Origin of the sequence: Lacrimispora sinapis, from assembly GCF_043633585.1 — a bacterium.
In the GTDB taxonomy this organism is placed as follows: domain Bacteria; phylum Bacillota; class Clostridia; order Lachnospirales; family Lachnospiraceae; genus Lacrimispora; species Lacrimispora sinapis.
Genome location: NZ_CP141832.1, coordinates 2,535,403 through 2,556,535 on the forward strand (window position 1 = coordinate 2,535,403; position 21,133 = coordinate 2,556,535).

Annotated in this window: 20 protein-coding genes and 3 pseudogenes; 8 read left to right on the forward strand and 15 right to left on the reverse strand. The window is 41.1% G+C overall.

Annotation, left to right across the window (positions count from 1 at the left end; translation table 11 throughout):
• Nucleotides 1–50: 50 nt before the first annotated feature.
• The 4 genes and pseudogenes from VIG27_RS11835 (at nt 51) to VIG27_RS11850 (ending at nt 3,144) form a co-directional block, all read left to right on the forward strand.
• Nucleotides 51–1,210 (forward strand): annotated as a pseudogene (locus tag VIG27_RS11835) (IS3 family transposase).
• A gap of 157 nt (nt 1,211–1,367) precedes the next feature.
• Nucleotides 1,368–1,826: a cupin domain-containing protein gene (locus tag VIG27_RS11840; RefSeq protein ID WP_394522723.1), complete on the forward strand. Its 459-nt coding sequence runs from the start codon at nt 1,368–1,370 to the stop codon at nt 1,824–1,826.
• A 357-nt stretch (nt 1,827–2,183) separates the two neighbouring features.
• Entirely contained in the window at nt 2,184–2,438 is a 255-nt protein-coding gene (locus tag VIG27_RS11845; protein ID WP_394522724.1) for a hypothetical protein, read from the forward strand.
• Between the two features lie 559 nt (nt 2,439–2,997).
• Complete coding sequence (locus VIG27_RS11850; protein ID WP_394522725.1) at nt 2,998–3,144, forward strand: hypothetical protein; 147 nt, start codon at nt 2,998–3,000, stop codon at nt 3,142–3,144.
• A gap of 156 nt (nt 3,145–3,300) precedes the next feature.
• On the opposite strand, the gene VIG27_RS11855 is transcribed toward VIG27_RS11850, so the two are convergent.
• The 13 genes and pseudogenes from VIG27_RS11855 to VIG27_RS11915 form a co-directional block, all read right to left on the reverse strand.
• Entirely contained in the window at nt 3,301–4,185 is an 885-nt protein-coding gene (locus VIG27_RS11855) for an ROK family protein (RefSeq protein ID WP_394522726.1), read from the reverse strand.
• A 15-nt stretch (nt 4,186–4,200) separates the two neighbouring features.
• The gene (locus VIG27_RS11860; RefSeq protein WP_394522727.1) at nt 4,201–5,133 is read right to left on the reverse strand and encodes a type I phosphomannose isomerase catalytic subunit; all 933 of its coding nucleotides are present in this window, start codon (nt 5,131–5,133) and stop codon (nt 4,201–4,203) included.
• 73 nt (nt 5,134–5,206) lie between these two features.
• Nucleotides 5,207–6,001: a carbohydrate-binding protein gene (locus VIG27_RS11865; protein ID WP_394522728.1), complete on the reverse strand. Its 795-nt coding sequence runs from the start codon at nt 5,999–6,001 to the stop codon at nt 5,207–5,209.
• Entirely contained in the window at nt 5,983–6,705 is a 723-nt protein-coding gene (locus VIG27_RS11870) for a GntR family transcriptional regulator (RefSeq protein ID WP_394522729.1), read from the reverse strand. The genes VIG27_RS11865 and VIG27_RS11870 overlap by 19 nt, the downstream gene beginning before the upstream one ends.
• Before the next feature lie 135 nt (nt 6,706–6,840).
• A complete protein-coding gene (locus VIG27_RS11875) occupies nt 6,841–7,653 on the reverse strand; it encodes a gluconate 5-dehydrogenase (RefSeq protein ID WP_394522730.1) in 813 nt (270 codons plus the stop codon).
• Between the two features lie 290 nt (nt 7,654–7,943).
• Nucleotides 7,944–8,147, reverse strand: coding sequence for a hypothetical protein (locus tag VIG27_RS11880; RefSeq protein WP_394522731.1), 204 nt, complete (start codon nt 8,145–8,147; stop codon nt 7,944–7,946).
• A gap of 215 nt (nt 8,148–8,362) precedes the next feature.
• Nucleotides 8,363–10,372, reverse strand: coding sequence for a pilus assembly protein PilM (gene pilM / locus VIG27_RS11885; RefSeq protein WP_394522732.1), 2,010 nt, complete (start codon nt 10,370–10,372; stop codon nt 8,363–8,365).
• Nucleotides 10,373–10,525: 153 nt separating this feature from the next.
• Nucleotides 10,526–10,942, reverse strand: a pseudogene (locus tag VIG27_RS11890) (manganese catalase family protein); the annotation flags it as partial.
• Nucleotides 10,943–11,532: 590 nt separating this feature from the next.
• The gene (locus VIG27_RS11895) at nt 11,533–11,994 is read right to left on the reverse strand and encodes a GNAT family N-acetyltransferase (RefSeq protein WP_394522733.1); all 462 of its coding nucleotides are present in this window, start codon (nt 11,992–11,994) and stop codon (nt 11,533–11,535) included.
• Between the two features lie 794 nt (nt 11,995–12,788).
• Nucleotides 12,789–13,004, reverse strand: a complete 216-nt coding sequence (locus VIG27_RS11900) for a hypothetical protein (protein ID WP_394522734.1) — start codon at nt 13,002–13,004, stop codon at nt 12,789–12,791.
• A gap of 370 nt (nt 13,005–13,374) precedes the next feature.
• On the reverse strand, nt 13,375–15,147 hold the full coding sequence (locus VIG27_RS11905) for a GGDEF domain-containing protein (RefSeq protein ID WP_394522735.1): 1,773 nt from the start codon (nt 15,145–15,147) through the stop codon (nt 13,375–13,377).
• Nucleotides 15,148–15,442: 295 nt separating this feature from the next.
• On the reverse strand, nt 15,443–15,802 hold the full coding sequence (locus VIG27_RS11910) for a cupin domain-containing protein (RefSeq protein WP_394522736.1): 360 nt from the start codon (nt 15,800–15,802) through the stop codon (nt 15,443–15,445).
• Between the two features lie 45 nt (nt 15,803–15,847).
• Nucleotides 15,848–16,780 carry a DMT family transporter gene (locus tag VIG27_RS11915; protein WP_394522737.1) on the reverse strand — a complete coding sequence of 311 codons (933 nt, stop codon included), beginning with the start codon at nt 16,778–16,780 and terminating at the stop codon, nt 15,848–15,850.
• A gap of 169 nt (nt 16,781–16,949) precedes the next feature.
• Between VIG27_RS11915 and VIG27_RS11920 the strand changes: the two genes are divergently transcribed.
• From VIG27_RS11920 to VIG27_RS11930, 3 genes are all read left to right on the forward strand, one after another.
• Nucleotides 16,950–17,510, forward strand: a complete 561-nt coding sequence (locus VIG27_RS11920; RefSeq protein WP_394522738.1) for a helix-turn-helix domain-containing protein — start codon at nt 16,950–16,952, stop codon at nt 17,508–17,510.
• Nucleotides 17,511–17,766: 256 nt separating this feature from the next.
• Complete coding sequence (locus tag VIG27_RS11925; protein WP_394522739.1) at nt 17,767–18,105, forward strand: four-helix bundle copper-binding protein; 339 nt, start codon at nt 17,767–17,769, stop codon at nt 18,103–18,105.
• A 235-nt stretch (nt 18,106–18,340) separates the two neighbouring features.
• Complete coding sequence (locus VIG27_RS11930) at nt 18,341–19,933, forward strand: recombinase family protein (RefSeq protein WP_394522740.1); 1,593 nt, start codon at nt 18,341–18,343, stop codon at nt 19,931–19,933.
• A 30-nt stretch (nt 19,934–19,963) separates the two neighbouring features.
• Here the strand turns inward: VIG27_RS11930 and VIG27_RS11935 are convergent.
• Nucleotides 19,964–20,086: pseudogene (locus VIG27_RS11935) on the reverse strand (manganese catalase family protein); the annotation flags it as partial.
• A 42-nt stretch (nt 20,087–20,128) separates the two neighbouring features.
• Nucleotides 20,129–20,305 (reverse strand): hypothetical protein, encoded by a 177-nt coding sequence (locus VIG27_RS11940; RefSeq protein ID WP_394522741.1) that lies wholly within the window; start codon nt 20,303–20,305, stop codon nt 20,129–20,131.
• A gap of 138 nt (nt 20,306–20,443) precedes the next feature.
• On the opposite strand from VIG27_RS11940, the gene VIG27_RS11945 reads away from it, so the two are divergent.
• Nucleotides 20,444–21,103: a DUF3298 and DUF4163 domain-containing protein gene (locus VIG27_RS11945; protein WP_394522744.1), complete on the forward strand. Its 660-nt coding sequence runs from the start codon at nt 20,444–20,446 to the stop codon at nt 21,101–21,103.
• Nucleotides 21,104–21,133: the final 30 nt, after the last annotated feature.

Consider the following 21,133-nt stretch of genomic DNA (forward strand, 5'->3'; position numbering starts at 1 on the left):
AAATTTTAAGGGCATATATGATAGTATTAATAAGGAAAGGATGATGCCCTATGTCTCAAAACAAAAAACCAAGACCACGCCGTACATTTACTCCTGAATTAAAACAACAAATCGTTGATCTCTATCGAGGTGGAAAAAGAAAATGCGATATTATCAGAGAATACGATATTGCGAACTCACTCCTTGATAAATGGATCGCCCAGGCTAATAACAGTGGTTCCTTTAAAGAAAAAGATAACCGTTCTACAGAAGATGCCGAGTTGCTTAGACTTCGCAAGGAAAATCAGCAGCTTAAGATGGAGAACGATATTTTACACCAAGGGTGGGCAGCGCCAAGCAAGCAGCGCTGATCTTAGGACGAAAGTAAATGTGATCAAGGCAAATGCCCACAAATACTCTGTGTCAGCAATGTGTAGAGTCCTACAAATTCCAAGAAGCACCTATTACTACGAAGCAAAAGCAAAGAAAGATGAATCTGAATTGACAGCAAATATAATTGATATCTTTAAGGCGAGCCGTAACAATTACGGAACGTGGAAAATAAAATCCGATTTAAAGGATAGAAATCTGATTGCCTCCCGTCGCCGCATCGGAAGGATTATGAAGCAGGAAGGGCTTGTTTCAAATTATACGACTGCCCAGTTCCGTCCGCAGAAAGATACCTGCAACGAGTCAAAAATTGAAAACGTGGTTGACCGCCAATTCAATCAACAACCATATAGAAATATTGTTGTAAGTGACCTAACATATGTCCGGGTCGGCATGAGCTGGAACTACATATGTGTCCTTGTTGACCTCTTTAATAGAGAAATAATCGGTTACAGTGCCGGACGCAACAAAACAGCAGACCTTGTAAAACAGGCATTTCAGTCCGTAAAGGGAAATCTGAAAGATATCCAGATATTTCATACTTCATACGGATCGTGGAAACGAATTCAAGAATCAGACGATTGATGAAACTCTGAAAGCATTTGAAATTCAACGCTCTCTCAGCCATAAAGGCTGTCCTTATGATAATGCAGTTGCAGAAGCAACATTTAAAATAATCAAAACAGAGTTCGTCAGAAACCAGATCTTTAGCAGCTTATACCATCTTCAAATTGAATTGGCTGATTATGTAAACTGGTTCAACAACCACAGAATTCATTCTTCACTGGGATATCTATCACCGGTGAAGTATAGAATGATTACCCTTAAAAAAGTTGTCTAGAAAACTGTTGACAATCCAGTCCTTCAAAACTCTCCATTGTGGATCGGTGCCCGCCTAAATTTTATGGTCTAAACTCTACAATATCGCTTAACTCTAACAACAGCCTTTGTCACAGCACATATATTATTATAAAATAATATAAAAGGCGGTTAATCCCATGCCCAGTACCGACGACTTTGATATTCCAGAAAATACGATGTCCTTTCCATCCGATTATGGACCAAATCCTTTTATGATTGATCTCCAAAAAGCAGCACAGCAAAATGATAATTTCCGTTCTACCCTATGGACTGGAACCCAGCTGCAGGTCACACTAATGAGCATTCCCGTTCATGAACTTGTAGGTATGGAGGTGCATTCTGATCTGGACCAACTCATACGTATCGAGGAGGGAGTTGGATTGATCCAGCTGGGTGAGGACAAATTTTCGTTTTATGATCAATTTCTTGCTTTCCCCAATTACACCATGTTTGTACCGGCCGGCACATGGCATAACATTGTAAATATCGGCAGCCAGCCACTAAAGCTTTCCTCCATCTATGCTCCTCCCAATTATCCATGGGGCACGACTCAGGAAACAAAAACGTCTGAACCAATCATAGGGGAGGATTTTTAAGCTTCTTCATACCCAGCACTATAAAAAACGCAAATTACAGGAATTTGCGTTTTTTTGTTTGTATTGCACTTTCCCTAAGCAAGGCAGATTTTCAAAAAAATAATCCGGTGAACCGCTGTTACAATTTTGAAAAACAGTAGACTTCCAGCATTGTTTTTGGTATATTATGGGAAGAAAGATATGTATTTTAAAAGAGGAATGGTTTTTACCACAAGAACGGTCATCTCTATCCCTTTTTGCATGTTATCAGAGGAAGAGACGGATTATCCAGCCCTTTTCCTGTTATCATTATAAAACTATTAATTATGCATTTCACCTGCCTTTTAGGGCTGGTTTTTAGAAAAGGAGTGGATCTGTATGCCGAAACTTAACGACTTAACCAAGGATATAACCACAAAGGTTATCAATCAGAACATGGATTATGTGATAGAAAAAGTGAGTTCTGTGGTATCCAAAAGTTCTTATAAACATATGGAAATCAACCCGGATACTGCGGCATTGATCGGTTGTGTTACAGCCGCCTCCGTCAGTGTTTCCGTTGAACTGGCTGCCAAGGCAACCATCTCTCTCCTTTCCGAACTGGGTCTTTTGGAGGTTGACGAAACAGAATAGGTGGCTTGCCGGCTTTTCAAAGCATTTTCTCTGTCATAACAGACAAGAACCAGCTTGTTCACACATAACAGTATTTTACATATACTATTATTACAAAACAACTTATCAAACAAAGAAGAATGATATGATAACCGCGCAATACCGCTGCATCACTGCCATACCAGAGATAAACAACTCATTCTATGCGCGTTTCCATGTACCACTCCTTCTGATAAGAAGTTTTGTATACTGCCCGATCATAATTATGAATGATTAGTGGGTGGAGGCCAACGCATCCTGGCTTCCACCCATGTTGATTAGTCGGACCTTCTCTTGGTGTTGGGTCCCATACCTTCCCTGCGGGAATTGTGGGTTTGATTCTGATTCTCTGTGTCACCTTTTTCTTTTATGCTTCTGTGCGTTTCATGTTCGTTTTTCTCATATTGATTTTCCAATCGGTTTTTTTCCATTTTTATCACCTCAGCCATAGTATACCTGTCATAGAAAGTTTTTATGTGAAAATGGTTTTATAACGTATAATCCATTTCCGGATGTGCACTATAAAAATGAGGTGATAACCATGTCCTATATAGCTCCTGCCGTTCAGGCAAAATTTGAAACTCTCTCCATTGATTTAAAAAATCAGATCCTGGAGAGAAATGTTCAGATCAATTCCATTTACGATTTGATCCAGGTCCTTGAACAGATCGTAAACGAAGGAAAATGATTTTTCCAGAAAACAGGCCGAACGATCACCGTTCGGCCTGTTAAATTTCGTGATACGATTTATCTCCAGAGTCTGGAAAAAGAATTGCACTGGCTGAAATTAATGCCCTGCAACGGTGAGTGCAGTTGCTGCCGCTCCTTAGGAGAAAAATGGAAATTACCCTATCTTTTCCAGTTGGTATTCGTCAAGTCCAAGCTTTAAAGCTCCCATGATTCCCTGATTGTCATTCAGGCTTGGAAGAACGATGTATTGTTCTATGTGATCAAGCTCTGTGGTCTCAATGTATCCGGCCAGCTGACGTTTTACTTCCTCTCTTACAAGAGGCAGCAAATGCTCCTGATGCATGACACCGCCGCCCAGAACGATCCTCTGGGGGGACAAGACCATAATATAATCCACCAGGGCCTGAGCAATGTAGTAAGCTTCTAATTCCCACACCTCGCTCCGGTCTGCTAGTTCAAACCCCTTCTTTCCCCAGCGGGCTTCTATGGCAGGTCCTGCTGCAAGCCCTTCCAGACAGTTCTTATGATATGGGCACGTCCCCTCAAACGTATCTTTCGGATGTTTTGCCAGCAGCAGATGGCCCCCTTCCGGATGAAGCATTCCGTGAAGAACCTTTCCGTTTGCTATAATTCCCGCTCCCACACCCGTTCCAACGGTAATATACATACTGTTTTCAAGCCCTTTGGTAATCCCCCAGGTGGCCTCTCCAAGTGCGGAGCCATTGACATCTGTATCAAATCCCACCGGAATATGTAATGCCTCTTTAAATGTGCCTGCCATGTTATAATTTTTCCATGCAAGCTTTGGAGTAGTGGTAATGCAGCCGTAAGTTTTTGAATTCCTGTTTAAATCAATGGGCCCAAAACAACCGATTCCAAGCGCTTCGATCTCTTTCTCTGCAAAATAAGAAATCAGCTTTGGTACGGTGATTTCCGGTGTCTCTGTTGGTATGGAGATTCGGTCAACGATCTCTCCATGCTCATTGCCGACGGCACAAACCATTTTGGTTCCGCCCGCTTCTAATGCCCCAAGTCTCATATCTTTCCTCCTGCCTTATTCCGGATTGGAACAGATGATCGTCATGGTTCCTTCAAATCTGCACTCTCCGCTCTCTGCCGGAACGATGAAATGCTGCCCTGCCTTCAGGGGGATTCCATTGACGGAACCCGTTCCGTTTATGACGCTTACATTGGTAAAATACTTCTTAAACCCGATAGAAAAAACACCTTCAATATCATATTTGTCCACTGTGTAAAACTTACAGGTTATAAAATGAGTATGCACCGCACCCGGAATGCTCACCGTAACCGGCCGGCTCTCATTGGGTTCAAAAGGTGCCTTAATGGTGTCAATGCTCTGTTCTACATGAAGCTGCCTCGGCTTTCCATCGGATAATCGGTCATAATCATATACACGGTAAGTAATATCACTGCTCTGCTGGGTCTCCAGAATCATGGTTCCTCCCTTAATGGCGTGGACACAACCCGGATCAATCTGAAAAAAATCACCCTTTTTAATGGGGACGGTGCGGATAAATTCATCCCATCTGCATTCCCGTATCATGGATTCCATCTCTTCCTTATCCTTTGCGTGATGACCAATCACGATTTCTGTATCCGGTTCACAATCCAGGATATACCAGCATTCCGTCTTTCCAAGGGAACCATTTTCATGGATTCCGGCATAGGTGTCATCCGGATGCACCTGGATGCTTAAATCCTTTTTTGCATCAATGATCTTTATCAGAAGGGGAAACTGATCCCCCGGATAATGACCAAACAGCTCCGGCTTCTCCTTCCACAGACTGCCAAGCAGTTTTCCGTCATATTTTCCCCCTAAAATGCGGCATTCTCCGTTCTTATGCGCGCTGATTGCCCAGCACTCTCCCGTTGTATCCCCTGGGATTTCATAACCAAATACCTCCCGAAGTCTGGTGCCGCCCCAGATGGCCTCTTTAAACACAGGCTCTAAAAACAACAATTCCATCTGCTCCTCCTTATGTGGTAATATATTTGGAATATTTTACCACCTGGCTATTTTTAACGGTTTCCCCCGTACATTATTCAGAATCTTTTCCATATACCTCAATCTGAGTCAAGGCAGGAAACGGAGAGGGATCGTCTGCTTTTATCAAATTACTTAATTTAATCCAGGTAATATTCCTGCGTTTTATAGCAAATACATGAGGTTTTACGCTTTTTGTCATCTCAACCTCCTCAGAGGTGTGATCTGAAAATGTAAAGGTTGCCTTTACCCACCAGTTGTCATGGGGAAAATCAGAACGGGTATAAAGAACCACCTGGTCAAAATCCACAGGACGACCAAATTCCAGCGTCAGTTCTGCATCATCCTGACGGTTGATTCCCCAGGATTCATAAGGCCAGCTCCCATGTGACCGGCTTGCCAGAATACCGTCAATGGCATTGCGTGCCGCAAACACAGCTTCTCCTCTTGTTTCAACGTTGGCATACGCATGGGGGAAGCAGCCGGTATCTCCATGCTGGTCCATGACATTTTTCGCAAGATTCCGATATACAGCCGGTTCGTGTTGAGAAGCAATGCGAATCGTCAGGTAATGCTTCTCGCCGGTAAATGCTTTTGGATTATAAGATACCTTCTTCTCTCCAAATGGAATGCGATACGTCACCTCCTGTCTGGTCAAATACACCAGGGATTCGTCCATGCAGTCATCAATCCGTACCACATAATGGGTGTGCGTCCGGTCAGTTCCGACAACGATCACATCTCCCTCTTCATACTCGCCTTCAAATACAAGGATCGCCTGATCCTCTCCCAATGCAATGGCTTTCTCCCTTCCATCTTTTCCTTTTACAGCTATTGATACCTCAGCCATTCGATATCCTCCTGCTCTTCCTGTTCAAAATAGTCTTTGTATTCCACTTCAATCTGATATTTCATCCTCTTCATGCTATAATACAGATGCTCTCTGAGAGAACGTTCCAATCCTGCGATGTCCTTTTTCTCCAGAAGCTCAAACAGCTCTGTGTGTTCTCTTATGATTCTCGTGAAATCCGTTTCAGTTACAAAGTCAAGCATCCGGAACCTCGTGTAATGCAGCTGTTGGGCCTGTAACATATCCCAAAGCTTCTTTTTGCCGGTAGCTCGAAACCAAATGGCATGGAGATCCGCATCAATATGGTAAAACTGTTCCGGTTCAAATCCTTTTTCCTGAATCAGAGCCTGCTGCTTGCGTATCATATAACGCACTTCCTCGATCCACATTGGGGTTGCGATATCCATGAAGTCTCTCATAACCATGGTCTCAACAGCAACCCGCATATAGATCATCTGCTTGATATTATCCAGATTGAGAAGAGTCACCTGGGTACCGGAATATGGCACAGATATGACAAACCCCTGTTCCTGCAGACTTCTTAGTGCATCCCTGACCGGAGTTCGGGATACACCGAAACGTTCACATATCTCATTTTCGCTTATCATCTGTCCAGGCTTTAATTCCAGGTCCAAAATCTCCTGTTTCAGAGTCTCAAACACCAGCTCGCCACGATTCTTGTAGGTTTTGGTTTTTCCTTCCATGGAACACTCTCCGTCTTCTATATTATAAACATTAAAAAATATGCCATGAAGTCTGCAAGGCGGCAGACATCATGGCCATATTTATCTCATGAAACCACACGATGAACGTCTGATCTCACGTTAAAATCTGACTAATTACTGGGGCTGTTTGCCAATGTAAGCTAAGATGCCGCCATCAACATACAGAATGTGTCCGTTTACAAAATTTGATGCATCGGAAGAAAGGAATACTGCCGGGCCTCCCAGATCTTCCGCCTCTCCCCAGCGTCCTGCAGGAGTTTTAGCGATGATGAACTGATCAAATGGATGTTTGGAACCGTCTGCCTGAATCTCACGAAGCGGTGCGGTCTGAGGAGTCGCAATGTAGCCAGGTCCGATGCCGTTACACTGAATGTTATACTCGCCGTACTCAGAAGCAATATTCTTGGTCAGCATCTTAAGTCCGCCCTTTGCTGCTGCATAAGCAGCTACTGTCTCACGGCCAAGTTCAGACATCATGGAACAGATGTTGATGATCTTTCCGTGACCCTTTTTAATCATTGACGGAATAACTGCCTTTGCTACGATAAATGGTGCATTTAAATCAACATCAATTACTTGCCTGAAATCTGCAGCTGACATCTCGCACATGGGAACACGTTTGATGATACCGGCGTTATTTACCAGAATGTCAATCACACCAACTTCTTTTTCAATCTGAGCTACCATAGCATTTACGCCGTCTTCATTGGTAACGTCACATACATATCCATAAGCGGTAATTCCTTCTTCTTTATAAGAAGCGATCCCCTTATCTACTAATTCCTGTTTGATATCATTAAAAACGATGGTAGCACCAACTGCTGCAAGAGATTTCGCAATGGCAAATCCAATACCATAGGAAGCGCCTGTCACTAAGGCAACCTTTCCTTCAAGGGAAAACTGGCTTGTTAGGTAATCCTTATTCATGATTCAATTCTCCTTTACTCGTGTTTTTTTGGTCAGTTATCTCGTCATCACTATGTTTTTTGAATTGTATTCAAACGTAAATATTTGTATACAAACTTAATGACTTGTATATATGCTAACACACCATATATACTTTTTCAATATACATTTTTACCAAACAATGGTGTTTTTATTTAGCTATAATTTTTTTCTTAAACGAATGATGGTTCTCCCTCTACTTTGTCCCCATTCAGGACAAAAAAATTCTGGTCTCCATAAAAGAAACCAGAATTTCATATTTGTATGGAACATTACCTGCAGCCACAGTCAGATTCAGAATCCCCCATGACTGAACCGTTATAGCTTCTTCCGCATCCGGTAGCAGACCAGAATCCATCACGGAACCCCGTCTCATAGCCATCCTTGAAACCAGCGGCATAACCCTGACGATAACACATACTCATGTTTCCGTTTCCTGTGGTTGCATCGCTGACTTCACTCTTGCATTTATTCATATTGCTGCTTCTTGTACAGCTGACGTTACAGTTATTATTGTCATTATTATTATTGCAGCATCCGCAATTATTCCAACTATTACAACTCATTTATATATGCTCCTCAATTATCAAGCTTGTAGTATATCTTATGCTTCTATACCTGATATGTGAGCTTTAGAACTACTTTTTATCTCTTTTATCCATCAATCTTCGATTGTTTCAATGCTTTTCATCTAAACCTGATAAATCCTTATATTGTCTCTGTTATGTAATTCCTGCTGAAAATATCCGTTTTCCCCGTTGACCTCAAGCATGACCTGTCTTGTGAGATTTTTGAAATCCAGACCGGAATATTCCAGCATATCCATTAGATAATATGGCTGGTTGTTTGGCTTTGGCGGAAGAACCAGGGGGGTGTCATTGAGAATAACCGTAATCTCTCCTCTGACTTTCTGCTCCTTTTTTATTTCCTCTTTAAGTGCTCCGGAGATTATATTCATGGAGCTCATTTCTGCGGGTGCCAAACGGATTCCTGAAACAGGAGGATGCCCATGCTCCTGACGGACAGCCACACCGCTCTCTTCTTCCCGTTCTGCTGCAAAAAGTACCTCCTGCTCCTCAACAGGATCTGATTCTTTAACAAGCTCTTCTATTTCTATTTTATCACCGGATTTTAAGACAACATCTTCTTTTACAAGCTGCCCGTTTACCACCACCCTCTTGTCCGGGCCAAGCGGTGTCACATCGGACAGTTTAGCTGCGGCACTCTTCCCGTGTTTGGCAGGAATGAATACGATCCAGTCTTCGGCATTTACCGGGTCCGACAGCTGGGCTTCTTCTCCATTGAGTTTTAAAACCGAAGGCTCTGCTTTTTCCCCGTAGAAAATGGTTCTCTTGCCATTGACGCTTACCACCAGATTCTGTCCGGAACGTCCGATCATATCCTGATAATTATAGCCGTTCATCATCAGCACATCCATTACCGTAAAGCTTCCATTGCGGAAGATCTTAGCCGGCCGGTCATTTAAGGTAATCCGGTAGCTGTCATTGACGATGTTAAAGCCTGCGGAAATGACGATTCCCAAGGGAGTTGCGTATTCCGGATTCTCAAGGTCGTATTCCTCTGAATAGGCATTGATCTTAAAATTATTGCCTGCAATGGCCACTCGTTTGGGATCAATCTTTAAATGCTCCACGATCCCCTCTTTTAAACCGGCCAGTCTGCTTCCGCCTCCTGCTAAAAATACCGCAGACGGCATTCCTCCGTTGATCTCTATGATCTTTGCAGATATTTCTTCACAAAGCCGAAAAGAGGCTTCCTTAATGCTTTCAAAGATAGATTCTCTGGTTATGGTCTGTTCAAATCCCAGAATATCAGTAAAATGCAGTTCTTCCATTTCATCTATCTCTGACTTAATCTTCTCCGCCGTATCAAAGTCCACCAGGTACTCTTTCATAATCGACTCGGTAATCTCATCTCCTGCCAGGATAGCCATGGTGTATCCAGTTACACTTCCATCCCGGCATACAGCAATATCTGAGGTTCCGGCACCGATATCCACCATAGCCAGGTTCAGTAACCGGATGTTTTGAGGGATTGCAGCATTGATCGCAGCAATAGGCTCCAGAGTCAGGCTTGCCACCTCAAGATTGATCTTGTGCATGGCGGAATAAAGACTTTCTACTACTTCTGTGGGAAGGAAGGTCGCTATAATGTCCGCTTTTAATACTCGTCCATGATGATCCACCAGATTGGATATCATATAATTATCCAGGTAATACCGGCTGACCGTATAGCCTACCAGATAAAACTGCCGGTCAGAATCCTTGCCTTCCCTGCTCATAAATATCTTTTCGGCTTCACTGATTGCACCGGCTTCCAGTCTGCTGACAGCTTCTGCATCAATCTTCTGTGCCCTGGAAAGTTCCATCTCAAAGGTAACGCTTTCCGTCCGCAGTGCTCTTCCTGCTGCTGCCACGCACACCTTATGAAGCCTGCATCCCAGTTTCTTTTCAAGCCTTTCCTTAACCTGACCGGCAATCTTGGCCACCTGGTCAATATCCTCGATCTGGCCGTCAATCATCGCTCGTTTTGTATGCTCGGCCTTCTCTATGGCAACGATATGAATTCTCTCCCCATCCGGCATTCCCACCATACCGATAATGCTGCGGGTTCCGATATCCAGTGCGAAAATAGCCTGATCCGGAAGTGTGTCTGTCAAAATGCTATTTCTGTTATCCATAAATAATGCCCCATTCTCTTATCTATTTGCCTTTTATTTTACTAGTATAAACAGCCTCCGTCAATCGAATAAAGGAAACTTTTGCTGAAAAAGCGGGGAATTTAGCTAATAAAAACAGGCTGCAGCATAAAATTGCACTGCAGCCTGTTTTTATTAACATGGTTTTCTGATATCAAAACTGGGATTGAAGGCATAGAAATTCTTGCTGTCCAGATTATCCTGGGTGATCCGTAATGCTTCTCCGAATCTCTGGAAATGAACAATTTCGCGTTCTCTCAAATAACGGATCGGATCACAAATCTCCGGGTCGGTTATCACACGCAAAATGTTGTCATAAGTACTCCGCGCTTTCTGTTCGGCTGCCATATCTTCGACTAAATCAGTAATTGGATCTCCTTTTGACTGGAACTCACAGGCATTGAACGGTACCCCTCCGGCTGACTGGGGCCAGATTCCAGTCGTATGGTCAATGTAATATGGACCAAAGCCTGATTCTACTACCTGTTCCGGGGTCAGGTTTCTGGTTAATTGGTGAACGATAGCGGCCACAATTTCCAGATGGGCTAATTCGTTGGGACTTCGCCGGTATCGGTAATCTGTGAAAAGAGCCTAAGTACCGGATATCCGCCATATTATCCATTCAATGCGTCACAATCAAATGCTGTGTTGCTATGCACTTTTCATTCGCAGTAAAGAAGCTAACCGTGATCGAAACCAGCTTATAATTTCATGGCTTCGGTTTCTTTCCCGGTGATTTTCTTAGCCCTCCAGGCTATTTTCTCCCTTTTATTTCCTATTGCAGCGCAGAACATATGTTTGTTATCCTGATTATTGAGGTGATATTTATGGCATACATTAATCTATCTGCTAGAATAAACGTTCCGGTGATTGCAAGTTTTAATACGAAAGGGGATTGTATACCTCTTTATTTTCGATATATTTTCCCCGATGATTCTTACACGGACTTCTCTATTGACCGTATTATTGAAACGAAAAGGGGATCCCGTAAAACTATTTATATCTGTGAGGTTACTGTGTATGATATACGGCACACGATAAAACTCGTGCACTTTTTGGACCAGGAACTTTGGGCTATTAACGCCTATTAAAATATTAGTTTTATTAACTTGGTATTATACTTATACACAGAAAATTAAGGTTTATTTTCCAATTGCATTTTGCTGTATACTTTCATCAAACAGTTGTTTTGAAAATTTATAATGAAAATTCTGCATACCTTCTCTCATATAAAAGCGATGCGTATTTTTACGTAATTGGTTGCAAGCTACCTCTATTTGTGAACAGCCGTTGTTTTTTGCGATCTGACAGCTTTGAAAAAACATTTCTTTTCCAATGCCTTTGTTTCTGCATGTATTGGCAACTGCAAATTCAAGAATTTCTGCGATTTGCTCCGCATGATGTAATTGTGCTTCAAAACGCATGTTTAAAACGCCAAACACTGTACCGTCCTCTTCACAGACCAAGCAATAATAATGGCAATCACTTACCTGATCCCGATAGATTGCGAAAAATCTGTCGTAGGAAAGTTCCTTGTTTTCCATATCACAAACCAAAGAATAAATTGCTTTACAGTCATCTAAATTACCTTTTCTATATTTCATTCAAATAACCTCCCCATATTTTTATTTTATCTGGAATGCTGCATTATGTAAATATTCTTTATTAATACACAACACTAATTACGAACGATCAATATTAAGTTTATTGTACATTGATACGGGAAATCCTAATTATCTACCAATTATTTTACTTTTATTGGCATAATATTTTCATAGCTTATGCTCATAATAATACTGTGTTCAAGAAACACAACAAAACCAGAGGGGAAAAGCATGGATGACAATGCGGAAATAACAATAGGTTGTTAATGAAGTATTTGTTGACTGCTAAAACCTCAGTCAGAAAAATGTCCTCAAATTAATCTTGAGGGCATTTTTCCTTTTCCTATCATCTTTATATTCCTGTTATTCCATTTTTTTATTCTTATAGTTTCTCAAGTTCATTAAAATTGATGTGGTTATAAATTTTTATGACTTCTTCACACAATATTTTGCTAAACAATAATTGATAACATTGATACCCGGGGAAAGAATTACAAACAGCGTTGCATAAAAGATTTTGTATGCAATACAAACAGATCTGCTCTTATGAAGTACTTGATGGATTTCAAAAGAAGGATTAACTCCATAAATGGGAGGAGCCGGCAAGATGGGGGAATCCTGCCGGCTATATGAAAAAAAGTATATTAAAAAGGTTATTGGCCTCTTTGTGATTATTAATATACCTGCAAATTGTGACGGGAGTTTGATGGATCTGTGAAGAGTTTGTGAAAGAACGTGGTACACTTAGAATTTCATACCGCTAATAACCCTCCGCTTGTCCAACAGCTCCGGTATCAACCGGATTTCTCTTTTCGTTCTTTCTCCTGATAAATCCCACTGGCGATACGGCTGATATTATCAAGAATCTGCTGACGCTCTTCTTCTGTTTTTACAAAGCAATCATCATGAGCACGTATAATTGTATTGCCGATCTTTTTCTCAAGAACAACCATATGCAGCACCTTCCTTTCTCTTAACCTTATGCGGTACCGGTTGTACTTGTTGCTCACTTAGAATCATCCTCTTGTGACTTTTCCTTTATTATTTTGTTGTTATAAATAACTTTTTAAGTTTTACATTGATTTAAGTTATTAAATATGACAACATATTCATCAAGAGAGGGGATAATATGTTTGGAAGTCGGCTTAGAGAAGCAAGACGTAACAAAGGATACACTCTTGAAAAACTGTATTGGAGATATCCAGCGGAAATGAAAAGGCTCATGTTTCATTAAGATACGTGTTAATAAGAAAAAAAGCCCGGTGCAGATAACACCCGACGGCTTCAGACAGAATTCCGGTTCTGGTTTTATATCCAGATATCCCTCTTGTTTGTAAATTTCGTTTTGCGGCACCCTTTTAAGCGTTTATATACTCATGGCTAAATAATCTCAATATAATTTCCCAGCATCATTTTGCACCTCTTTTTTAATTGGGAGATGTCGTCTGAAAAATCACTGAGCCTGCGGTAGGCATTGGTCCGGTTGGAGATTCCTGCGATGGAAAGACTTGCAATGGGGAAATTTTCCGTAACGCCGTGTCTGTTTTTGGAAACAATATAGCCTCTTTTAGCATCCTGTTCCCGATAGAGGGAGAGAACGGCCGCAGCGAACTTGTCCACCACCTTATTGCAGTATTTTTCCCCTTCGTGGTAATCACAGATCACAATGAAATCGTCACCGCCGATATGCCCGATAAATTCATTATGGCTGGCACAGTCCCGCAGGATATCAGCTAACAGCACCAACATTTTATCACCGTTATTAAACCCATAGGCGTCATTGTAAGCTTTAAAATTATCAATATCATAGTAGGTGATGCAATAGGGGTCATCTCCCACAATGCGGCTTAAAATTTCTTTTTCAATCAGCAAATTACCCGGCAAGCCTGTCAGGGGATTGGAATGCATGGCACGGTCAATTTCTACCTGTGTACATGCATTCAACAGATCTTTGATGGTTACGACACCTAAATATTTGTTGTCTTTTTCCACTACGATGGGATTATAGAGTTGATCCAGAGTCCTCTGCATGGCAAGTCTTGAAACCTGATCCGTCGTCATTTTATAATTTACTTTCATAAAGTCCGTTTTAATCAATTCTTTAATGGCTTTTTTGGAATAGAGACTATGCCCGTACCTGCCGCCGAACATTTCGTAAATATCCGCCCGCACCATAAAGCCTTCGGTGATATCATTGTGTATAACAGCAAATTCTGTTATGGACGGATTTTGTCTCAGTGTCTCATAAATGTTTCCCGCTTTTTCTTCGGGAGAGAAGGTATAACCAGGCTTTGCCAGGTGTCCAATGATGGGGTAAAATGAGCTTTTGGCATTTTCAGCGTATTGCTTGTTATGATATTTTTTAATGAGCTCCACGTTATCAGGCGTGATATTTTTCAACATCTCCTGAGGAATCCCTAAAAAATAGCCCTGTCCATAATCGACCTTCAGCTTTATCAGTGTTTTTAATTCCTCGTCGGTTTCGATTCCCTCAGCAATCAATTGGATGCCTGCGCTTCTTCCGAAATTTACCATTGTTTTACACAGCAGCTGTTTGATTTCATCTTTGTCGATGTCCCTTACAAGGTTCATATCCAGTTTGATAAGATTGGGTCTGACGCTGGCAACGATATTGAGCCCGGAATATCCGGCTCCAAAGTCGTCGATGGCTATGCCGTAATTTTGATTTTTGTAATGGCTGATAGAGCCTGAAAACGCATTGCTGTCCGATATGGCAACCCGCTCAGTGATTTCAAATATGATTTTGCCGGCATCAAGCCTGTATTTTTCCAGACGTTTTTTGGTAAACCCTTTTTTGAATGCTTCATCATGGATAATATTGGAGTTCACATTGAGAAACAGATTTTTATCTAATCCTTGGGCAGATGCACTTTCCAGAGCTTTTGTCCTGCAAAGAGCTTCTAATTCCCACGACTTGTTCTCCCGGTCCGCAAGCCGGAACATTTGCTCTATATTCATTTGAAGCTCTTCGTTGGATATGCGGCTGAGGGCCTCATATCCGTAAACCGTACCGTCTGTTAAGGAAACGATAGGCTGATAGACAGGTTTAATATATTCTCCCTTTAAGATCTGATTAAGAATATATGTTTTGGTTTGATCTGAATTATCTTTCGTCTCAGTTGGGGCGCACATGATTTCACCTCTATCAATTTATTTTATCAGAAATAGTTTATCAATACTAAATAACGAATACAAGCAATCTGTTGTAAGGCTGATGTAAAAGTTTGCGGCGGCCTCCATCAGCGAATACATTGCTTTTAGCAAAAAAAAGGCCCTCCAACCGCATACTGCCATTGGAAGGCCCCTAAAAGTGCATTTATTAACCTGCCAATAGTTATAATCTGGCGGTTAAATTGAATTGTATCGGCCGATACAATCCCTGATTATAATACATAATTTTTTCGCTGTGAACAGCTTTATTGTTTGATCATATTCTTTCAAGTTTTTCAACGGTCTTATCGTTTACGACATTTCCGGTATTCAGTGTGCTTTTGGGTTCAATTAAAAGCACATGAACCTCTTCGGGAGCGACAGGCATATGCTCCGTTCCTTTCGGAACAATGAGCATTTCCCCCTCCTGCAAACATACGTCTTTATCTCTGAATTTCACTGTTAGTACCCCTTTTACGACAAGAAACATTTCATCTTCATTTTCATGAACATGCCAAGTGAATTCATCCTTAAACTTAGCAATTTTCACATAAGCGTTATTCAGTTCTCCAATAATTTTAGGACTCCAGTAATCATTGAAAAGCTGAAATTTTTCCTCAAAGTTAATCTTATCCATTTTCTTTTCCTCCTGGTATATAATAAATTTAGATATTGTTGCTGCTTACGGGTACTTCTGCGTTTGAAATTTTACAGTATTAAGTGCCTGCTTGTTCTTTCCCATTGATTTTGTAGGTAAAAAAAATATTAATAGACCAACCAGAATGATAAAAATTCCTACACCTTGTTGGAAATTAATTCCTTCATTTAAAATAAAGTACGCTAAAATGCAGGTTCCAATAGGCTCCCCCAGGATGCTCATTGATATAGTGGAAGCTGATACCCACTTTAATAAAAGATTAAAGATGAATTGGCCACAAATTGTTGAAATTAGAGCTAATCCCAAGAAAGCTTTCCACGTTGATACCGGGTAATGAGTAAAAGAATTATGCTCAATGAAAGCATATAGTCCCAAATATACAACACTACTCATATAGCCAGTAATGGAATAAGGAATTAAAGGAGTATTTCTTCGGCTAATCTGCCCGATAAAAAAATAAAGACTAATAATTGCCGCAGCCAAAAAAGCTAACAAGTCCCCTAATAACGCCCGATAACTCGTTTGAAAATCTCCCCAACCTATGATGAAACAACCCGCTATAGAAATAAGACAACCAAGCAAGGTTAGTTTCCCTAAACGCTCTTTAAGAAATAAATAACCCAACACTATGGAAAAAAGCGGCTGTAATGTTACTATGGCAGTCGAACTGGCAACAGATGTGTAGTTCAATGATTCAAACCATAACATATAATGAACGGCTAAAAGCAGGCCTGAAGAAAAGCCCAACCCCAATTGCTTTTTTGATAAGCCAAGAAATGCAGTTCTATTTTTTTTGCTAAGCAGCAAAAAAGGTAAAAGTATTAACACAGTAAAAAGTAAACGATAAAAAGCTGTAATAGCAGAAGAAGCGTTTGCTGCTCTCACAAAAATAGCAGAAGTAGACAATGAAAATACGCCAATGAATAATGAAAAGAAAATACCAGCTTTAGCTATCAAATTATTTATCTCCTTATTCTTCTTTGTACTATATAAAACATGTGATACAATATAATTTACAAGATAATTATAATACGGATTCTAATGAAAGAACAGCTTTAATATGTGTTTCCGTTATGTTAGCACAAATCGTTAAAAAACCGTATTATACCGGAAAGGGGAAGTGTTCATGAACCATTACCGTTTAGGTCAAACGGTATTAAGCTACAGAAAGAAAAAGGAAATGACGATAAGAGAGTTTTCCAGGTATTCTGGAATTAGTACATCGTTAATCAGCCAAATTGAACGGGGAGAGGCCAATCCATCGCTAAATGTGTTAGAGTTGCTGGCGGCTGCATTAAACGTTCCTCTTTATACTCTATTTATAAACGATATAGATACTAAATCGCTTATTTCAAGAAAAAAGGATCGTAAACAGATCTATAGGGAAAATAGCGACCACACTGTATATGACGTACTAACACCTGATTTTATGAAAGCACACATTGAACTTCTGATAATGGATTTAAATGCACACTCCAGTACCACAGAAAGCTATTACTCACATTCCAATAAAGAAGAGATTGCTGTTGTTATGAAAGGGCAGGTATTTGTGGAATTAGAGAAGGTTGAGTATTTTTTAGAGGAAGGAGATGTCGTTCGCATTCCTCCAAATGTGAGGCATCGTTTTATGAATAAAACTGACCAATCGACCCATGTTTTATTCGTACTCACGCCGTCACTTATATAAGATTTTCTCGCGTGGCACCTTCCGTTTTCGTAAGTTCCCTGTCGGCAAGGTTTTTCAGATGTTTCAGAATTGAGAGGCGGCAGCTCTTGCCATGTTCAGCCCCAGCTTTGCGTATTTGCCAAAACAGGTGCCAATTGCGTCGCCTGCCCGTCTTTCAATATCTTACTGCATGAATTTCCTCATGTATTTTTAAAATGAATATTTTCGGCTGGTTAAGCAGACAATACTAAAAATAGTGAAAAGGAGTTTTGAATCAATGAGTATTGTAGGAAAACCATTAAACAACTACCAGTCGTGCATTGATGCGTGTCTGCGCTGTTTTCAGGCATGCCATGAATGTGCTGTATTATGTTTACAAGAGCCAGATGTTGCCCAGAGAACCACTCATATTTCTATGATGATGGAGTGTGCAAGTGTTTGTAAAGAAGCGGCTTGCCTGATGACCATGAATGGAAAGCACGCCAGGGAATTTTGTAAGCTATGTGCTTCCATCTGTGAAGAATGTGCTGCCGGGTGCACACAATTTAAAGATGAACATTGTCAGCAATGTGCGGATGAATGCAAAAAATGTGCCTCCGAATGCAAAGCAATGTAAGATACCCGTGGGGGCCGTTGCAAAATAAGTGAGCTATCACTTATGGAGCAATGGCTCCTTTTTCGTGTAAAAAAGGAAAAAATACACCACTAATAATTATAGCAAACCAAGCCAATCTTTTTAGAAATAAAACTCATTAAGGTATGCTAAAAATCAGGGTAGGAATCCGCACAAAAGGGTTTTTACCCTCATTTTTGTACCCTAAATCAAGTAAACTATACAAGGAGATGATATCATGCTTGACCCAACAGGAATTTATTACATGTACCTTCGTAAATCCAGAGAAGACCGGGAGGCAGAATCCCATGGTGAGGGAGAAACCCTGGCAAGGCATGAAAACCGGCTGAAAGAACTGGCAGAACAACTAAAAATAACGATTTCTAAAGTATACCGGGAAGTGGTATCCGGTGAAACCATTGCCGCCCGGCCAGAGATGATGCGTATGCTCTCAGATATCGAAAGGGAACAGCCGGAGGGTGTTCTTGTGGTAGAACTGGAACGTCTAGCCCGTGGGGATACCAGGGACCAGGGGCTAATCATGGAAACCTTTAAATACGGAAACACAAAAATCATCACCCCAATAAAAACCTACGACCCCAACGATGAGTTTGACGAAGAATATGCGGAATTCGGTCTCTTCATGAGCCGCAGGGAATACAAGATCATCAACCGCCGGTTGCAAAACGGCCGCCGTGCCTCCTCCAAAGAAGGAAAATGGATCGGCAATGTAGCTCCCTATGGATATGAGCGGATAAAACTTCCAAGGGAAAAAGGCTATACCTTAAAACCGCTTCCAGATGAAGCAACGATTGTCCAGTTTATTTTCCAGCTTTTCACAGAAGGAACTCCCGAATCAGACAACCTGCCTATGGGAGCAGCCCAGATCGCCCACCTGCTTGATGATATGAATGTCCTCCCCCGTAAATCGGATCATTGGGAAACAGGTGTAATAAAGGGGATTTTAAAAAATTATGCATACATAGGCAAATTGGAAGTGGGCAAGCGCAAGCAGATAAAAACCATAGAAAACGGCGTAGTGAAGCTCTCCCGTCCCGTCAATGCAAATCCGGAAATCTTTGACGCGATACATCCGCCTATTATTAAAGAAAACCTATTTTATGCTGCCAAACGAAAAATGGAAGCCAGCTTCCGTCCCACCAATTGTTCCACCATCAAATCCCCTTTGGCAGGGCTGATCTATTGCAGCGAATGTCAAAGGATCCTATACCGCCGTCCTGCAGGGAAAAAAAACGCCACGGATACGTTTCTTTGCAAAACCCACGGCTGCCCTACCGTAGGCTCTTTTTACTACCTGGTGGAAGAACGTCTGATTCAATTTTTAAAAGATACCTTAAAACAATACAAAATAAAAATTCAAGGGGAGAATTTCAACAATTGGAACGAAGTTCTGGAGCGAAAAATGACAATGCGATCCAACCTCACCAATGAGGAGAACAAACTCCAACACCAATTGGATACTGTTTATGATTACTTTGAACAGAAGTTATACTCTTTGGAGCTATTCCGGAAACGGTCTGGAGATCTGACAAAAAAGATTGAGGAAAACAAAAAATCCCTAGAACAAATAGATAGAGAAATTTCAGATATACAGCAGCGCATTGTCCGCAAAGAACAGTGTATCCCCCACTTTGAGAACATTTTAAAATCCTATACACAAACAGAAGATCCGCTCCAAAAGAATGCGTTATTAAAACAGGTTGTGGATCATGTATTTTATGCCAAAACAAAAAAAGGCACACGCCTTGGGTATGGAGTGGATTGCTTCACTCTTGACGTGTACTTGAAATTACCATTTCAGGACATTTGACGCCCTTGACCGATATCCATGAAGGACCGATTCTTCTGTTCCGATATCTGTCAAAAGTCCTTTGCACTCCTTATAAGGCATCGCATACCTTTGGGAAAGATAACGCATGGAGGCACCCATTTCTCCATCCGGCCCACCTGATTGTAAAAACAGATATTCACAGGAGGAAGCCCTTGACCAGCTTCCTCCTGCCTTTTAGAAATCGTTTTTCTTGGAATCCTCTTCTTCGTACACTCTTCTGTTCTCTTCATATCTCAAAGTATTAGGTCCCAAAAACGTTCCGGTTTGCCAGTGATCCTGAAAGGTTTCCGGTTTCTTATCTGACTCCTGTTGTTTTTTTGGAGTTTGCTCATTCTTCTTGTCTTTTTCCATTGTTATCACCTCAAATTTAGTCTGTCCCAATGCGGGGGAAATATGTAAAAGCCATGGGTTCCGTTTGCTCTTTATAAACTTACATAAATGCAAAAGCTGATCCATATATTATAAAAACGATCCTTTTATGAGGCTCTTATGCAGAATATCATTGATAGAATACTTACGGATACCATGCTTCATCAGGGTGTGCCCGTTCTGACCTATACCATTCATTATCCCAACTTTACCACCACCTGCAGCCAGGCATCCGCAACGTATGTAAATAACTACTACAACTATCAGGCCAAACAAAAAGAAGACTATTGCCGGAACGTATTGTATCAGCAAGCCGTAGAACAGGCAATGTATGCATCGGATCACCAGTTCCCCTTTAACAGCTATGAATTCCTATCCGTTTATACAATTACATACAACGAGAATTGTGTAACCAGTCTCTTTACAGACCAATACACTTATCTGGGCGGAGCTCATGGAGATACGGTGAGGGATTCTCAGACATGGGATTTTGAGACCGGCAATCAATTAAAACTTTCAGATTATTTTCCCAACTCAAAAACATTTACAGAATTTATTATTTCGGAAATCAATAAGCAGATAACGGGAAGGGAAAATGCAAATCCCTCTACTTATTTTGAAGACTTTCCTTCCCTTGTTCGGGGCAATTTTAGCATAGAAAGTTTTTACGTTACCCCTGACGGCATTGTTATTTATTACCAGCAGTATGACATTGCTCCGTTTTCGACCGGAATTCCAGAGTTTTTCTTTCCATTTAAAAACTGTTCTCCCATAGAATAAACACCAAATGCCCTGGCTTTTCTCGACCGG

Bases quoted from the DNA above. Each gene is read 5' to 3' on its own strand.
- VIG27_RS11855 (WP_394522726.1), bottom strand. From the start codon at position 4,185: ATGAGACTTGGGGCATTAGAAGCGGGCGGAACCAAAATGGTTTGTGCC.
- VIG27_RS11880 (WP_394522731.1), bottom strand. From the start codon at position 8,147: ATGAATAAATGCAAGAGTGAAGTCAGCGATGCAACCACAGGAAACGGA.
- VIG27_RS11940 (WP_394522741.1), bottom strand. From the start codon at position 20,305: ATGGAAAAAGACAAGAAGAATGAGCAAACTCCAAAAAAACAACAGGAG.
- pilM (WP_394522732.1), bottom strand. From the start codon at position 10,372: ATGGATAACAGAAATAGCATTTTGACAGACACACTTCCGGATCAGGCT.
- VIG27_RS11860 (WP_394522727.1), bottom strand. From the start codon at position 5,133: ATGGAATTGTTGTTTTTAGAGCCTGTGTTTAAAGAGGCCATCTGGGGC.
- VIG27_RS11840 (WP_394522723.1), top strand. From the start codon at position 1,368: ATGCCCAGTACCGACGACTTTGATATTCCAGAAAATACGATGTCCTTT.
- VIG27_RS11845 (WP_394522724.1), top strand. From the start codon at position 2,184: ATGCCGAAACTTAACGACTTAACCAAGGATATAACCACAAAGGTTATC.
- VIG27_RS11930 (WP_394522740.1), top strand. From the start codon at position 18,341: ATGCTTGACCCAACAGGAATTTATTACATGTACCTTCGTAAATCCAGA.
- VIG27_RS11925 (WP_394522739.1), top strand. From the start codon at position 17,767: ATGAGTATTGTAGGAAAACCATTAAACAACTACCAGTCGTGCATTGAT.
- VIG27_RS11920 (WP_394522738.1), top strand. From the start codon at position 16,950: ATGAACCATTACCGTTTAGGTCAAACGGTATTAAGCTACAGAAAGAAA.
- VIG27_RS11945 (WP_394522744.1), top strand. From the start codon at position 20,444: ATGCAGAATATCATTGATAGAATACTTACGGATACCATGCTTCATCAG.
- VIG27_RS11870 (WP_394522729.1), bottom strand. From the start codon at position 6,705: ATGGAAGGAAAAACCAAAACCTACAAGAATCGTGGCGAGCTGGTGTTT.
- VIG27_RS11905 (WP_394522735.1), bottom strand. From the start codon at position 15,147: ATGTGCGCCCCAACTGAGACGAAAGATAATTCAGATCAAACCAAAACA.
- VIG27_RS11895 (WP_394522733.1), bottom strand. From the start codon at position 11,994: ATGAAATATAGAAAAGGTAATTTAGATGACTGTAAAGCAATTTATTCT.
- VIG27_RS11910 (WP_394522736.1), bottom strand. From the start codon at position 15,802: ATGGATAAGATTAACTTTGAGGAAAAATTTCAGCTTTTCAATGATTAC.
- VIG27_RS11850 (WP_394522725.1), top strand. From the start codon at position 2,998: ATGTCCTATATAGCTCCTGCCGTTCAGGCAAAATTTGAAACTCTCTCC.
- VIG27_RS11875 (WP_394522730.1), bottom strand. From the start codon at position 7,653: ATGAATAAGGATTACCTAACAAGCCAGTTTTCCCTTGAAGGAAAGGTT.
- VIG27_RS11865 (WP_394522728.1), bottom strand. From the start codon at position 6,001: ATGGCTGAGGTATCAATAGCTGTAAAAGGAAAAGATGGAAGGGAGAAA.